Origin of the sequence: Sphingobacterium sp. LRF_L2 (assembly GCF_965644235.1) — a bacterium.
In the GTDB taxonomy this organism is placed as follows: Bacteria; Bacteroidota; Bacteroidia; order Sphingobacteriales; family Sphingobacteriaceae; genus Sphingobacterium.
The window spans coordinates 152,677-167,871 of record NZ_CBFFRI010000005.1 but is presented as its reverse complement, the minus strand read 5'-3'; the positions used below and the strand labels follow the sequence as shown (position 1 = coordinate 167,871).

Below are 15,195 nucleotides of genomic sequence, written 5' to 3'. Positions count from 1 at the left end.
AGTTCTATCCTAAAGATCATTGTATATTGCCCGGAAGCTAGACCGAAGGCCGAAAGTAATCCAATTCGTTTTGTTTACTTCAGGAGTTTCATAGTGTGCCTTCGCATAACGTTGTGTATATCCTGCTTCTAGGCGTAGATTATATTTTGGATTGAGAACATAGGCAACTTTAGCATCCGCGTAAAATACGTTGTTTTTAACGCCTTGACCGATATCGTTACCATACTCATTAGGAGCCGTTCTGTAATCTTGGAAGATATCACCGCCCATATTAAGTCCATCCTCTGTATCTAATCCTTTTTGGTAAATCATCCCCTGTAGCGAGAAATTCCAACGTTTCCAAGCATAGTTGGCAAGCCCAACAACCTCCCGGAAATTTGCACCTTGCGGGTGCGCTAAAGGTTCAGCATTATTGCTATAGTTAGATGCCGATCGTATATGAGCGTACATATACGGGCGAGCAAAGTTGTATTCGGTCAAGAAATTTAAGTTTTTCACACCAAAAATATCAAAACCCTTGACCCCGATTTGACCACTAAATTTATTTCTTGCGTATCCTTTTCCAGAAAAAAATTCGCTAGCTACAAATTCGCCCAGCATAAATTGCCCATAGGTGGTTAAGTTATTCAGCACCTTATATTTGCTATTTAATCCCACAAACATTTTATCTGGTGAGGTTCGGTTGTTCCTTTCAATAGCTCTAGTAACAATTACAGGAAATATATAGGCGAAGTCAAACCCTCTTCGACCGGCATCGTCGTAATTTGCCCAAATAACCGATTGAAACAATCCCACAGAAAAGCGGTTGGTAACATTCCAATCCAAGTATTGGAATGCTCCCCACTTGGCTCCATCACCTAGACGATCCCCTACTGTTCCGTCAATAAGACTAGTACGAGGGTTAACCGGATCGTTCATATAGCCCCATATTGATGCATACTGCACATTACCCACAGTTCCTGTCAGACGAAGATTCGCAAAATTAGAAGAGAAATCAGACAAAAGCATGGAACGATAACCGTCGCCAATAAAAGCCTTGTCATAACCTAGAGAAACATTCAGGTATTTATTCACATCATATACCATAGTGGCTGTTACATACATCCAATCTTTTTTGTTGTTTTCTTTCAGATTAGTATACGCTTGCCCGGGCACAACCTCATGCTCAACGATATACTGATCCAAGTAATCCGGAAAAACTCCTTGATTCTCGTAAAAGCTTGTATAAAGGGTAAACTTGTCCTTGATGGATAAGCCCGCTTGTATTCCTCTTGTATTAATCCAGGTATTTCTTTCCGTTGTGCCAAGATCTTTCCCTATCACCATATCGGGCAGGAAATCCGCATAGAACGTATAATCCTCTTTTTCTACCTGAACGAGATGCTCGTTAAAAATTTTACGTAGAAACCAATTATTTGAATCGTAGGGATTGCTGGATTGGATCGAATCCATTTTTACTTTCAGCGCATCTTTCAATATATAAGGTTTTATTGCCGTATGATATCTTGTACTCGGGGAATACATGAGATCATCCATTTTTTGATAGAGGTGAGGAGAGTAAGGTAGAGTCGTAACTTGCCCAGACGAGGGGTTTGTGTAAAACATCAGAAATGCTAAAAAAAGCATACCATATTTTCTCAAAGCAACCGATTTTTTGTGCATATAAACCTTGATTTATTTCAAACTTACATAAATTCACCCTTATGTGCAATATAACACAATTGCACATTACATGTATGAATATGTGATTTCACATATCATCAAAACTTATCCCATATTTACTGCGCAATAATCCAACCAAAAAAACAGTTTTGCCCAACCACATTAAATTCAAGCTAAGCTAAATGCGTGTGAAGGGAATTATATCCAACGGGGCACATTATAGCCTAATTGAACGGTAAAAAAAATTTCGTATAAATGGTTGTTTTTTTCTTGTTTAAAGCAGCTTTTTTAATTGGCATTGTTTCTTCATGTTAAAAACAGGAAGAGCTCCATTCAAATGCCTAAAACAAGCGTTTTTAAACATAACATCAATATCTACAAATTCAAGAAGATTCTTAAACTCAAAATTTTAAAATGGAATCCGACCTATATCCATAGGCCGGACACTAAGACTATGATGCTTGAAAAGCCATATTACATTATAAGTCATTTCAAAAAAATATCCCGTCGAATTAAAATAGCGTTTTCTATTTCCCTAAGTATTATAATTCCGAAACCAAGACACAAATTTATCCACACCTTCTTTTATTGTGGTATTACTTTTATAGCCAAGGGAATTTAGATATTCAGTATCAGCCCAAGTGCGAGGCACATCTCCCGGCTGCATCGGCATCAAATTTTTTTCCGCTTTCGTGCCTAAAGCTTCTTCCAGCGTTTCAATAAACGTAAGTAGGTTTACCGGAGAGCCATTACCAATATTGAATACTTGATAAGGTGCTTTATCCTTATTTGGATTTTCCAAGGAGATAATAATACCGTTTACAATATCTTCCACAAAGGTAAAATCGCGACTCATATCGCCGTTATTAAACACCTTAATGGCACGCCCTTCTGTGATTGCAGATGCAAAAAGAATAGGAGCCATATCCGGTCTTCCCCATGGGCCATATACCGTAAAGAACCGTAATCCCGTTGTTGGAACCTGGTACAAATGGCTATACGTATGTGCCATCAATTCGTTCGCTTTCTTTGTCGCAGCATAAAGACTAACTGGATAATCTACGCGATCATCTTCAGAGAAAGGTACCTTCCCATTCTCGCCGTAAACAGAAGAACTGGATGCATAAACCAAATGTCCAATTTTATGGTGACGGCAACATTCCAGAATATTTAAGAATCCTACAATATTGCTATCTACATAAGCCTCCGGGTTTTCAATACTGTAACGCACACCAGCTTGCGCCGCCAAGTTAATAACCGCATCGAACTGTTCCTTTTCAAATAACTTAGGAAGTGCTTCGCGATCTTCCAGATTCAAACGATAGAAAGAAAACGTTGAATAGCTGGATGAAGAAGCCGCCACGTTCCATTGCTCTGCATCCGCCTGGCTCACCCCAAGTTGATTTAAGCGAGCATATTTTAAATTGACGTCGTAATAATCATTGATATTATCAATACCGACAACTTCAATACCTTTCTCTAACAAGACCTTACTTAAATAAAATCCAATAAAGCCGGCAGCACCGGTGACTAATATTTTTTTATATTCCATATTTAAATTCTTTTATCAATTACTTCCCTTCAAATTCTTTCTGCGCGTATTCATAGGCTGCCAAATCGCCAATATCAAAACGCGAACCATTCAATGGCCACGCATATACCGTCGTTTGTTGACATAACCATGCCGCCAAGTTTCCTGGAGCATCGTAGCCACAACCTTCATCCAACGCACGCTTAATTAACGGCAAGTCCGCTTTCTTATAATAGTAGAAAGGAGGAACAGCCCAATGCGAAGGCGGCACCTCAGGTTTTTCATGCATAGCAATCACCCGGAAATCCTCTTCTGTTTCCAAAACACCCGTTTTTTGAAGTGCCGCTAACGAAGGTTCTTCATGGCAAGTAATACAGCTTGTCTGCTTTTCTTTGGCGAACGTAACGAAGTCTTCAAACGAAAATGTAATCACATTGTCGCCGGCTAACACCAGTAGATCTTCGTCAATATGCAGTTGCTCAATGGCAAACAATATATCCTTTACAGCACCCAGACGGTTTTCGTTGCTCGTTGTCCCGTCATTTAACACCACAATCTCTTTACTATAAGCGGCCTTATTTTTCCAGTTTTCAAAGTGTTCCGCAAATGTGGCATTCGTTACCACGATATGCGATGTGACCTCTGGAATTTGATCTACACTTTCAACCAGACGATCCAAAATAGTTTTACCGCCTACTTCTAGAAGAGGTTTCGGAAAGTTTTTTGTCAAAGGATATAAACGTGTTGCATAACCTGCTGCTAATATCAATGTCTTCATAATTTCTGCTTTGCTTTTAACACTTTAACTTACTCTGCGTACCCCGTCCGCTGTTTTACAAACCCGCACTTCGTATTTACCTTCCATCTCCGGATATTTCGCCAGGTAATTGTCGGTTACATACTTAATCGTTTCTTCACGGTAAGCAGGATCAGATAAAGCTACGCAGCAGCCTTTAAAGCCCGCACCACTAAAACGACCACCGTAGACACCGGGAGCTTGCTTGATCGCTTCGTACAAATCGATCATCTCCGGGCAACCTGATTCCCAAAACTGAATGGAACTATCCCCAGAAGCAAACATAATTGCGCCCAACATGGTGATATCTCCTTTGGAAAAAGCTTCAACAGCATGTTCTACACGCTCATGCTCCATCATAAAGTGCGTTGCACGTTTCGCCAATGGCTCAGGTAAGCGGTGTCTCCACTTGTTGTACACCTGACGATCCACATCCCGTAGACGGGTATCTGTAAACGAGTTATATTCCAAGCCTTCATAAGCCAATAAAGAGAAAGCCGCGACTTTACATTCGTCCGTCCGTGTATTGTAACCGGTGTTGACCAATGTACGTGTAAGGCCACTGAAGAAAACCAAGATATCAAAATCAGGCATCTCTGCAGGTTGTGGAATCAACTTGTACGATTCATCTTTGGTATCCAAATACAATAAATGATTCTTTTTGGATAACACCTCACAACTTTGGTCTAATTTACCTAAGCTTAATCCGATGTACTCTTTCTCTGCACGAAATGCCAATTCAATCAATTCCAGTTCATCCACTTCAATACCATTTACATCGGCTAATGCCATGATATAGCAAAGTAAGACAGCAGATGAGGATGAAAGCCCACCAACTGGAAGGGATCCACAAATCAGCCCCTGAACCCCCAATTTAACAGGGCCCTTCTTTGATACCGTATAAATCGCAGCCTGAATGTAACGCCCCCAGTGTTCATACTTTGCCGGAATTGCCCCCAAAGGAAAAAGCACCTGCCCTTCGAAATCCGTACTGAACAAATTGATAACACCTGTCTCCGTAGGAACATAAAGGAAATCCACGCCATGATCTAAGGCGAAGCCTGTTACATGGCCGTGCTGGTGATCTATATGTGCGCCAACTGGACACACACGGTAAGGACTATACACATGGCGAACCTCGTTCTCGGGTGTATCTGGAAATAATGAATGAAATTTCTTATGCATTTTATGATCTATTGGTAGGGATGTCTTTTGGACATCCCTCTATGAATTATTCTCCTATCGCATAGTATGCAAATCCTAGCTCAAGGAGTTGCTTTCTATCCAACAATTTACGGCCATCGAAAACAAACGAAGGACGTTTCATATCTTCCTTTATCTTCGCCCAGTCATAGCCTTTGAACTCGTCCCATTCTGTTAACACAGCCGCTGCATGTGCGCCAGACAATGCCTCGTAAGGATCGTTCACCACTTTTACCAAGCGACGGTTGTCTTCTGGGGAACGTGTACCCAAATAGTCTAAATCTTTGTAAATCTGCTCCGCAGGTACTTTCGGATCGTATACGATCACATTTGCTTCCTCAGCCAACAAGTGATCTGCCACGTAGATGGCTGCTGATTCGCGTGTGTCGTTCGTATCTTTTTTAAATGCCCAACCTAAGAAAGCGATACTTTTACCGTTCACCGTATTATACATCGTTTTGATAATATTCTCCGCAAAACGTGTCTTTTGGTGATCATTCAATAAGATTACTTGCTCCCAATAATCGGCCACAGCATGTAAATTGTACGTACGCGCTATATATACTAGGTTTAAGATATCCTTTTGGAAACAAGAACCCCCAAAACCTACAGAAGCTTTTAGAAATTTAGATCCAATACGTGAATCCTGACCTATAGCCCGCGAAACCTCGTCTACGTTTGCTCCTGTCACTTCACACAACTCAGAGATTGCATTAATAGAAGATACACGCTGCGCCAAGAATGCGTTTGCCACTAATTTTGATAGCTCCGACGACCAAAGATTCGTGGTTAAGATACGCTCACGAGGAACCCACGCCTCATAGACGCTGACCAAAGCCTCTATGGCATCAGCATCCTCACCGCCGATTAATACACGGTCTGGATTATGCAGGTCTGTTACAGCTGTTCCCTCCGCTAAAAATTCAGGGTTGGATAAAATGTGGAAATTAACGCCATTCCCCGTATTATCCAAAATACTTTTCAAAGCTTCTGCTGTACGAACGGGCAATGTCGATTTCTCTACCACTATTTTATCAGATTTTGCAACCGCTGCGATCTGACGGGCACAAAGTTCAATATATTTTAAGTCGGCGGCTTGGCCCTTTCCTTTTCCATATGTTTTGGTGGGTGTATTCACCGAAATAAAGATCATATCTGCTTCATCAATAGCCTTATCCACATCGGTAGAGAAGAAGAGATTACGACCACGAGCTTCTTTGACCACTTCGTCTAGCCCTGGTTCATAAACCGGTAGTTTAGACAAATCGTCATCATTCCAAGCGGCAATACGCGTTTCGTTTAAATCTACAACAGTAACTTCGACATTTAAATTTTTCTGCGCAATGACAGACATGGTTGGGCCGCCTACGTAGCCTGCTCCAATACAAGTTATTTTTCTGATATTTTTCATTATAGTGTACAAGGATTATTTAATGATATAAATTTACTTTTTGGGTTGTCGTTGAAGGCTATTGAATCATTAGTATTATTTTCATTATTATATTAAAAGAGCTAAAATTTATTCTTTACATTTTACACAACTTGGACTAGAAAACTACTCCTCTTACTTTGAGGAAAAAGCCTTTATAAATTTTTTATCAATAATTTCCCAACATACTTATTTTTAGTCAAAGCATCCTTACTTATTAGCTTATTGTTAATTCTTACACCCTTAAAAGAAATGTTTTTCACGGTAGAATTATTATCAAATCCCTGTAAATTAATTTTTCCCTTGCCTCCAGAGAGAGAAATATTTTCAAATTTTACATTTTCGATTCTACCTCGATTTCCATCTGTGCTCCAATATGTTTCGCCTATCCAAAGGGAAATAAATTTATCCGACTCTCCAACTCTAATGTTATTAAATGACACATTACTAACTGTTCCTTTATCACCGTTGTAAATTCTAAGCGTCCATTCTCTGCCCAGATCATGAATAATATCACAGTTAGTAAAATTTACATTCGTAATATCTTTTGTGACTTCGGCGCCTATACTTAACGCGTGTGCCAACTGATTCCACAGTACACATTTTTCAATCTTGATATCAGTCGCATTTTGTAAAACGCTCTTTGTCGTTTTAATTACTATCAAATCGTCCAGAGTGCGTATAAACGCTCCTCGAATCAACACAGCTCTACTACCATTAACATCAATTCCATCTGAGTTGGCTCTATAGCCTATCAGCTTTACATTATAAACTTTAACGTTATTAGAATTTGTTATCGGAATAGTCCAATGTGGCGAGTTTACAATCGTTACACCTTCAATTTCTATATTATTACCTCGTACGTCAATCATCTTTTTAGACAGTGCTGGTAGTAAACTCCCATCAATAATACCTCTCCCTATTAACTTAATATTATCTCCGTGAAGATTAATCAGAGGACTATAACCGTTAGTTTGGTGCTTTTGAGAAGAAATTCCCGTCGGTTTTTCGCCACTTTCAATTCGGCCTCGAATAATTGCACCTTCATCAACATATACAGTAGTATTGCTTTCAACTAATAAATGTCCAACATCGTGTATACCAGGACCATAATATATTAATTTACCGTTCCACTTACTCTTCACAGAGGCTAAATCTATAAGAGGTGGGTTCGCAAAAAGATGTATTGAATGTATAATATCATCATTGACTTCAAACGTATAATTACCTTCTTTAGATATCTCAATTTCAGCACTGTTATTCGAGATTTTATATTTAATATTATCCCGTTCCGGAAGTATTTTCAATTTCTCAATTTTATCTTTATAGATCAATACAACTTTTACCTTGCTTTTCATATCAAAATTAGCGAAAAAGGCTTCCTCAAAATAGTCGGCTGTATTTTTAACATCACTCATAGCTTTACCTTTCAAAGAAATTGAGCTCGGAGCTACTTTACATTTATATACAGGAATTGACACATCATCGATTAATATGCGAATATCATTCGATAATAAATCACGATCCGGAGCGCTATAAACTTTAGAGCCCTGAGAAAGCAACTGTGAAGGAAAAGATATAGTAAAAAAAACCGATAATATAAGAATATAAATTACGGACTTTCCAAAGAAAACATTCATAAAGACCTCCTTAAACTATTTAAAAGAATGATAAATATTATCCAATAATTTTATTTGACGCGTAATCTCAAATTTATTAAGAAAAATGGTTCTAGACTTATTAGCCATACCTTCAAGCAAAATCCGATCACTGAGCAAATGTTTAATATGATCAACAAAACAATCTACCTCTAATGGTGCTAAAAAGCCATTTTCTCCGTTCTGGACACAGTCAACATTTCCGTAGACCTTAGAAGCAACTATAGCCTTTGACAAGCTCATGGCTTCGATAACAGAAAGGGGTAGTCCTTCATACCTAGAAACGGTTACATAGAACAATGCATTCTTCAAATACTCGAAAGTCTCTTGCTGACTCAACCATGGTTTCAAAATAACAATTTCTTCTAAGTTATACTCTGAAACTTTTCTTTTTAAATGTTCTAAGTCAGGAGAGTGATAACCAACTCCTAAAAGATAAAATTTTAAATTAGGATAATGAACAATTACTCTCTTTATCACTTCGATATAAAAAAAAGTATTTTTCTGATATGAAGGGCGTCCTATATAGCATACATATTCTAATTGCTCGCTCGATAACTTGTTGGAAGACTTGTCGGCGCATGCATCAGGGACAGAGTTACTCCATAAATATGCATTTTCTACTTTATAACCAACAACTTCAATTCCAAGATCTAATTCCGAAGCGGAACAAGCCAAAAGTTTAGCTTTGAGTTTAGTAACTCTTTCGAAAAAAATAAACATCTTTCTTTTGATGCCTGTTCCGGCTAAAAAAGAAAACGCATGAGGAGTGTATAGTGTTATTGTTCTTGTGAGAAACCCTGCTATTCGGCCAATAATGCCTCCCTTAGCACTATGGCAATGTATTATATCCGGACGCTCTTTCAAAATGATTTTGATGAGTTGGAAAATAGCAATAGAATCGTAGAAAGGATTAATAGATCTATAAAGTCTTATTCTAAACTCCTTCACAGCTTGCCCACCTTTTACAATTGGATTATCACCGTCTTTATCTCCCTTTACTATAATATAATTATTCGAAATATTGTTGTTATAAATAATAGAGTTCTTTATGTAAACTCCTAATCCACCAATCATTTGTCCGACATGCAAAATTTTCATACTCTTATACACTTTTAAATATTATCCCAATGTCCTATCTTTTCCAATATTTTGCAATGATATTTTTGTATATCCATAACGAAATACCTTTGGGCAATAACCTATATAAATAATGGATAAACGGATATATATACCTCCAAGTAAACAATCCATAAAGTGAGTGTATACCTTTTAAGTAAATAACTAATTCCGATCTAGCGGAATTATTACGTTTTTTATAAAGATTGGGATTCTTTCTAAATTTTAATATTATATCAGGCACATTTGCAACTTTATAACCATCTGCTACTATTCGAAACCAAAATTCCAAATCCTGATTTCTGCGGAGATTGGGATTATAGTACATTCCTCTATCAAATATTGCTTTATTGATTATAACAGCGGGATGGACAAATGGATTTGTTTTGCAAAAGGTCTGTTTGATTTCATTATAATTCTCAGGCATGATGCGTGTTGCAATCTCCCCGTCCGTCTCGTTAAACTCAACCATACCACCTCCTAACAACATGATATCTGAGTTTTTCTTCAAATATTCTTCTTGAATTAAAAATCTTTCAGGTAACGAAATATCGTCAGTATCCATTCTCGCAATATAATCTCCTGAACATCTAGAAATACCCTGATTTAATGCAATAGCCAGACCGCTATTTTCAGATAATTTCTCTATAACCAGTATATTGCCTAATTTCTGTTTCCACTTATCTATCACTCTATAAAGTTGATCGGTTAGGGGGCCATCTTCAACTAACACAATCTCATCCGGCTTTCGAAGTTGATCATCCCAAATACTTCTCATACTAATGTCAAAATACGAAGGATTTTCTTTTCCGAATAAAGATAGTAATACTGATATTTTCATAATTAAATTTGTATACTAAGTCACTTAATAACGTATTTGAGCTAACGCCTCATAAGATCTTGCTTATTGATAAGCACAGTACCGTCTTCAATATTTTTATAGACAACACATCCTGCACCGATCACGCAATTATCTCCTATATTAACCCCTTTTAATATAACTACATTAGAGCCAACCCAACAATTCTTACCAATTTTGATTGGAGCGGATGTATATCCCTGCTTTTTCAAAAGCATACTCTTATCATCATACCGATGATTATGATCGTAAATCTTGACATTCTCACCAAAAATTGTACCTTCATCAATTGTAATACTACTCATTGACACAATAGAGCAATAATTATTAAAAAAACAATTATTTCCAATTTCTATCTTACCTTCTTTTTCAATTATTAAGGAAAAACCGTTCCTAACAACAACCCTATGCCCCAATTTGAGCTTAGAATTAAAGATTATCTTATATAAAAAGAGTTTAAGATAAGAGCATAAGTATAAATATATTTTAATGAGTACCATATTCGGAATATCTATTTAAAATTAATGACTTCAAGTCTTCTTTTTCCAGAATAAATAGTATCTATAAAAATATCCTTTCCATCTTCAGAAAAACGAGGATGTAGATCACATCTATTTACGCCAGTATGTTGTAAATCATGATATACCTCTAATATCTTTACAATTTTTTTATCTTTAAAATTATACGCAATCAAAGTCTGCATTCGAGATAAGTTTGGATAAGAGTCTATCACAATCCAGTCCTTATAAACAGTTGGATGGCCATCCCCTTTGTTAACTTTTGTCAATTCTAAATGAGGGGTTATTTTTCCTGACTCTAAGTCAATTGTATAAAAACCTAGGTTTCCTTGATACTGGCCGTATCCGAAAATTTTTGTGGTACTTAACCAACAGAAATGGCTTTGACATTGGTCAGATAATAACACTTTTAGATCTTTAAAATTTGATAATACAAGTCTATCATATCGAATGCCCTTCTTATAATAGCGATGAATAAAAATAAAATGCTCACCGTCTGGACTAATCATAATATGGTTGACAAAATGATCAGCATCAAGAAAATTTTCGTGTTTATCTAGATTTATTACTTCCGTCAAAGAATGTAACAAGCGAACCTCGTGTTGCTTTGCTTCGACTATATAAATACCGTCGTTTTCATAATCACGATACTCATCATTACTTAAGCTAGGTAAACAATAATAGCCATATTCAGGAGCATATGATATTAATCTTCGATAATTCACCCCTAAAAAATATTCAGTTTTGTAGCTATCTTGCATCGCACAGCGAAAGACGTCGACCACCTTATTTAGTTTCAGCGAATACCATTTACAGACATACATCTCATCAACAAAATCATTATATGCTATTATATCATCTGTAAGCCACATGGCACGGGCTCCCATCTGTAGATTATAACTATTTACTTTTCCAATAGAAATTATCTCCCCTGTCTTACAATTCTTAATTTTTATCTCTATATAATGTTCTCTACCTAAATCTTCCTTACCTTTTATCACATTATATAAGATATATTCACCCTTTCTCGGTGATTTATCATAATACCCATAGAAAGAACTGTCATTTTCTTCCAAATCGATATCGCAACTTAACTTACTTTCTTCTTTGAAGATTTTGACTTTATATTTCTTTTTTAGTATCGCTGAAAGTAAAATGCGAGCGGAATCCTTTAACTTTTTGATCATATCATTATTTCATTAATATATACCGTAACCGGATGATGAAAAATAAAACTTGATAATTCTTCCGAAAAAACATGAAAGAGAATAAACCAATTTTTTTTGATTGTTTAAATAAATCCCGCAATGTTAATCTATTTAAATCATCAATGAAGAAATGCTCTTTTCGAAGATTTTCAATCTTCTCAATAATTTGTTTATCCTTTAAAGATTTCTTTCGAAAATGATATCTTATAATTGGAAGAACGACAGTTTCAAATAACTGGTTTGCATAAATAGGTAAATTTAAATTAATTGGATAATTAATTTCTTGTAAACACTCCCATAAACGTTGCCCTTCCACTTCATACATCTTTTCCAAATCAGGATTAGTTTTACTAGATGTACTAAAACCTGATCGAACATAGTGTACATAATAATATTCTTTAATCGTTGTTGCACTGGTAATAAACATAGAAAATGTATTGCAAAAATCATGATCTTCGCCTCCAAATTTAAAGAAACGATCGAATTGAACCTTGTGTCGAGATATCAATTCGGATCTGAAAAATCCGTCCCAAACAAATCTAAAAAGACTTTTTTGACGTAGCGACAAATAATTTTTCACCAGATCAGCACGAGTATAGCTTGCATCTTCAAATCCTAAATGATCAGTGCGGGTTACTTGTCCATTTTCATCAATATATTCGACCACTTTTCCAAATTTCAGCAGATCTACTTCACTCTCCTTCAAGATATCGGCACAGTGCTGCAAAACACCCTCCCTAAAAATATCATCATGATCCGAAAATCCAATATATTTGCCATTTGCATTTTCTAACGCTCTATTTCTCGCTGCACAAATTCCGCCATTATTTTGCCGAATTACTTTTACTCGAGAGTCCTTATCAGCATAAGACTCACATTTCTCGCCAGAACCGTCGGTAGAACCGTCGTCAACAAGTATTAATTCGAAATCCTTAAAAGATTGATCAAGAATGCTTTGTATAGCAGCATCTAAAAATGAGCCAGAATTGTAAACTGGCATAATAATAGAAAAATAATAATTCATAATTTAATCGGCCATTATTTATGTGTATACTTCTGGAATTTTGGATTTCTCTGAACGTTTTGCCCTAAATTCCCTATGTCATCAACCGTATACCCCATCTTCCAAAGTACATACGGAAAAGCTATTTGGTCTCTATTGCTTTTTGAATTAAAAAATTCTATCCACCACCTATCCAATATATTGTTACCATAGTTATTTTTTAAGTCACTTAAAATTACCGTTGCTTCTAAAAGTCCAAAATTTTCAGGAAATCCATCCTTTTGGTAAGATTCAACCTGCTGTTCTAATGTTTCAATTTTTCCACGCTTTAAATATTTGCATGCCAATACTTCTTTGTAGATGCAATTACGAGACGAATGACGATGTAAAGCGAGTCCCGTTTTATTATTTAAAACTGCCACCAAATTCCTTAAATCAGAGGTCACTTGTATATTTCCATCTATATATATAGAATATCTGTACTCTTGCCCTAATATAGAAGGATGGAATTTCAAATATCTATTTATTAGCGTAAAGTCTTTTAAAGCTGCAATATCTTCAGGTATCGGCTTTACAATCCACCCTTCAGATTCAATTTTCTCAACATCATCTGTAAAAAGAACATAGTCAACATTCTTCGGACTCAAGACTGGTCTCTTAACACTATCATACCCTCCTACCACACATGTATAAATAACAAATTTACTTTCTTCGTCATAATCGGCTCCATAATCAAAAATATCTTCGGTCCCTTTAATGTCCTTACTACGTAATTTATGAAGTTTTTTATAAACAAGCTGTTTATCGAAGAACTTAAAGACCTCTCTTTTTTTTATCGCAGTGAAAAAATCGAAAAGTTTTTGGCCTAATACATACTCCTTACTATCTTTTATTTCAAATATCTTTTTGTGCAAATCTTCAATGATTTTAATATACTCAGGATCTTTCATACTTTTTATTCTTCTTTAATAGAAAAGGAATATAAATGAATGCTAGTACATAGCCTGCATTAACAAATTCCCAGCGTGCAAAACATTTGGCTAATGATATTACAAATATCAAAAAAATTAATATCGAATAGACATCTCTCTTATTGTATGCTCTAACGATAAAATATCGGAATAAGAACCCGTATAAAAAGCACCCCAAAATTACACCAACATAACCAAAATCCAGATAAAAATAGAGGAAAATAGATACGAAAGCATTATGCTGAACACCGTAAAATATGGGAATATACTCATCAATCTGTTTGAAGAAGCTTTCCGTATATAAAAAGAAATCCGGATAAGCCCCCCCTGCGACGAGATATGGCAAGAGTATAACCCTACAGACTCCGTAAACTGTTGTCATACCGTATGTCATAAAATTTGTTCTATCGGCAATAGTCAAATAATGATCTAACATTGGAACTGCCAAAGAAGAATAGGCATAATAGGTTTCTTTAGTTCCCCAATCAACCAACGCATGATCTTTTTGTCTATTTTCAGAAATAAACGAAATAGCAAAATATAAAACAACTCCAACAACCGCGACCTTTCTTACTTCTTTCATCGGAATTTTTATCCTAAAAGTCATTACTAGAATCAATGCCTGAAAAATAAGGTTGGTAATAACTATACGAGATCCAGTCACGAAGCAATATAAAACAGCCAAGAGGACAATTTGAATAATTTGCTTCTTAGATAATTTTAAATAATTAAAGAAATGCAATATTAAAAATGCATTAAAAACTGGAACAAGAGCAACAAGTATAAATGTATTAATAAATATTTCGGCCTTTGATTGCAATAGAGAATTACTTTCTCCAATTTCACCATATAAATCTCTAATTACCGAATAAGGGACACCCATTTGTAATAGACCAATTACTCTTATTGCAAGAATAAACAATAAAACTATACTTATATAATATAAACCATTATAAATTCTTAAATTAAGAGAATAAGAATCTCTTTCTCCAACCTTCACTATACGCTTTTTTCTTATATACGCCCAATACCCGAATGAAAAACTCACACAGCCAATTGAAATCACTAAATAAGGACGGTCAGAAAAAGCAACCATGTCAAACAATCGCAAACTAGCTAACCAACATATCATCGCCCACATGAGACAGAAAATAGATTGAATATTTAAGATTGACTTCTCCTTAAAGGCCCCTATTAAAGCGAAAATAATTAATACACTTAGTGCTAAAACCAACATT

13 protein-coding genes are annotated in these 15,195 nt (G+C 36.0%); all 13 read right to left on the bottom strand.

All coding sequences use genetic code 11. From position 1 onward, the window contains the following. Positions 1–9: 9 nt before the first annotated feature. On the bottom strand, positions 10–1,662 hold the full coding sequence (locus ACSZOX_RS12135) for a gliding motility protein RemB (protein ID WP_437920247.1): 1,653 nt from the start codon (positions 1,660–1,662) through the stop codon (positions 10–12). A gap of 535 nt (positions 1,663–2,197) precedes the next feature. Beyond that, on the bottom strand, positions 2,198–3,214 hold the full coding sequence (locus ACSZOX_RS12130) for an NAD-dependent epimerase (RefSeq protein ID WP_437920246.1): 1,017 nt from the start codon (positions 3,212–3,214) through the stop codon (positions 2,198–2,200). Between the two features lie 19 nt (positions 3,215–3,233). Next, a complete protein-coding gene (locus ACSZOX_RS12125) occupies positions 3,234–3,971 on the bottom strand; it encodes a nucleotidyltransferase family protein (protein ID WP_437920245.1) in 738 nt (245 codons plus the stop codon). Between the two features lie 24 nt (positions 3,972–3,995). Further along, entirely contained in the window at positions 3,996–5,174 is a 1,179-nt protein-coding gene (locus ACSZOX_RS12120) for a GHMP family kinase ATP-binding protein (protein WP_437920244.1), read from the bottom strand. A 46-nt stretch (positions 5,175–5,220) separates the two neighbouring features. Continuing rightward, on the bottom strand, positions 5,221–6,603 hold the full coding sequence (locus ACSZOX_RS12115) for a nucleotide sugar dehydrogenase (protein ID WP_437920243.1): 1,383 nt from the start codon (positions 6,601–6,603) through the stop codon (positions 5,221–5,223). 173 nt (positions 6,604–6,776) lie between these two features. Beyond that, positions 6,777–8,261: a glycosyl hydrolase family 28 protein gene (locus ACSZOX_RS12110; RefSeq protein ID WP_437920242.1), complete on the bottom strand. Its 1,485-nt coding sequence runs from the start codon at positions 8,259–8,261 to the stop codon at positions 6,777–6,779. Between the two features lie 15 nt (positions 8,262–8,276). Then, on the bottom strand, positions 8,277–9,380 hold the full coding sequence (locus ACSZOX_RS12105; protein WP_437920241.1) for a glycosyltransferase: 1,104 nt from the start codon (positions 9,378–9,380) through the stop codon (positions 8,277–8,279). A 34-nt stretch (positions 9,381–9,414) separates the two neighbouring features. After that, a complete protein-coding gene (locus ACSZOX_RS12100; RefSeq protein ID WP_437920240.1) occupies positions 9,415–10,239 on the bottom strand; it encodes a glycosyltransferase in 825 nt (274 codons plus the stop codon). 41 nt (positions 10,240–10,280) lie between these two features. Further along, on the bottom strand, positions 10,281–10,757 hold the full coding sequence (locus ACSZOX_RS12095; protein ID WP_437920239.1) for an acyltransferase: 477 nt from the start codon (positions 10,755–10,757) through the stop codon (positions 10,281–10,283). A gap of 11 nt (positions 10,758–10,768) precedes the next feature. Next, complete coding sequence (locus ACSZOX_RS12090; RefSeq protein WP_437920238.1) at positions 10,769–11,962, bottom strand: hypothetical protein; 1,194 nt, start codon at positions 11,960–11,962, stop codon at positions 10,769–10,771. Between the two features lie 4 nt (positions 11,963–11,966). Next, on the bottom strand, positions 11,967–13,007 hold the full coding sequence (locus ACSZOX_RS12085) for a glycosyltransferase family 2 protein (protein WP_437920237.1): 1,041 nt from the start codon (positions 13,005–13,007) through the stop codon (positions 11,967–11,969). A 14-nt stretch (positions 13,008–13,021) separates the two neighbouring features. Beyond that, entirely contained in the window at positions 13,022–13,936 is a 915-nt protein-coding gene (locus ACSZOX_RS12080) for a glycosyltransferase domain-containing protein (protein WP_437920236.1), read from the bottom strand. After that, positions 13,923–15,194 (bottom strand): O-antigen polymerase, encoded by a 1,272-nt coding sequence (locus tag ACSZOX_RS12075; protein WP_437920235.1) that lies wholly within the window; start codon positions 15,192–15,194, stop codon positions 13,923–13,925. Before ACSZOX_RS12075 ends, ACSZOX_RS12080 begins: the two co-directional genes overlap by 14 nt. Between the last annotated feature and the right edge of the window lies 1 nt (position 15,195).

Excerpts from the sequence above, each read along its gene's own strand:
- ACSZOX_RS12080 (WP_437920236.1), bottom strand. The coding sequence starts at position 13,936 with ATGAAAGATCCTGAGTATATTAAAATCATTGAAGATTTGCACAAAAAG.
- ACSZOX_RS12085 (WP_437920237.1), bottom strand. The coding sequence starts at position 13,007 with ATGAATTATTATTTTTCTATTATTATGCCAGTTTACAATTCTGGCTCA.
- ACSZOX_RS12110 (WP_437920242.1), bottom strand. The coding sequence starts at position 8,261 with ATGAATGTTTTCTTTGGAAAGTCCGTAATTTATATTCTTATATTATCG.
- ACSZOX_RS12135 (WP_437920247.1), bottom strand. The coding sequence starts at position 1,662 with ATGCACAAAAAATCGGTTGCTTTGAGAAAATATGGTATGCTTTTTTTA.
- ACSZOX_RS12130 (WP_437920246.1), bottom strand. The coding sequence starts at position 3,214 with ATGGAATATAAAAAAATATTAGTCACCGGTGCTGCCGGCTTTATTGGA.
- ACSZOX_RS12090 (WP_437920238.1), bottom strand. The coding sequence starts at position 11,962 with ATGATCAAAAAGTTAAAGGATTCCGCTCGCATTTTACTTTCAGCGATA.
- ACSZOX_RS12095 (WP_437920239.1), bottom strand. The coding sequence starts at position 10,757 with ATGGTACTCATTAAAATATATTTATACTTATGCTCTTATCTTAAACTC.
- ACSZOX_RS12075 (WP_437920235.1), bottom strand. The coding sequence starts at position 15,194 with ATGTTGGTTTTAGCACTAAGTGTATTAATTATTTTCGCTTTAATAGGG.
- ACSZOX_RS12100 (WP_437920240.1), bottom strand. The coding sequence starts at position 10,239 with ATGAAAATATCAGTATTACTATCTTTATTCGGAAAAGAAAATCCTTCG.
- ACSZOX_RS12115 (WP_437920243.1), bottom strand. The coding sequence starts at position 6,603 with ATGAAAAATATCAGAAAAATAACTTGTATTGGAGCAGGCTACGTAGGC.
- ACSZOX_RS12125 (WP_437920245.1), bottom strand. The coding sequence starts at position 3,971 with ATGAAGACATTGATATTAGCAGCAGGTTATGCAACACGTTTATATCCT.
- ACSZOX_RS12120 (WP_437920244.1), bottom strand. The coding sequence starts at position 5,174 with ATGCATAAGAAATTTCATTCATTATTTCCAGATACACCCGAGAACGAG.
- ACSZOX_RS12105 (WP_437920241.1), bottom strand. The coding sequence starts at position 9,380 with ATGAAAATTTTGCATGTCGGACAAATGATTGGTGGATTAGGAGTTTAC.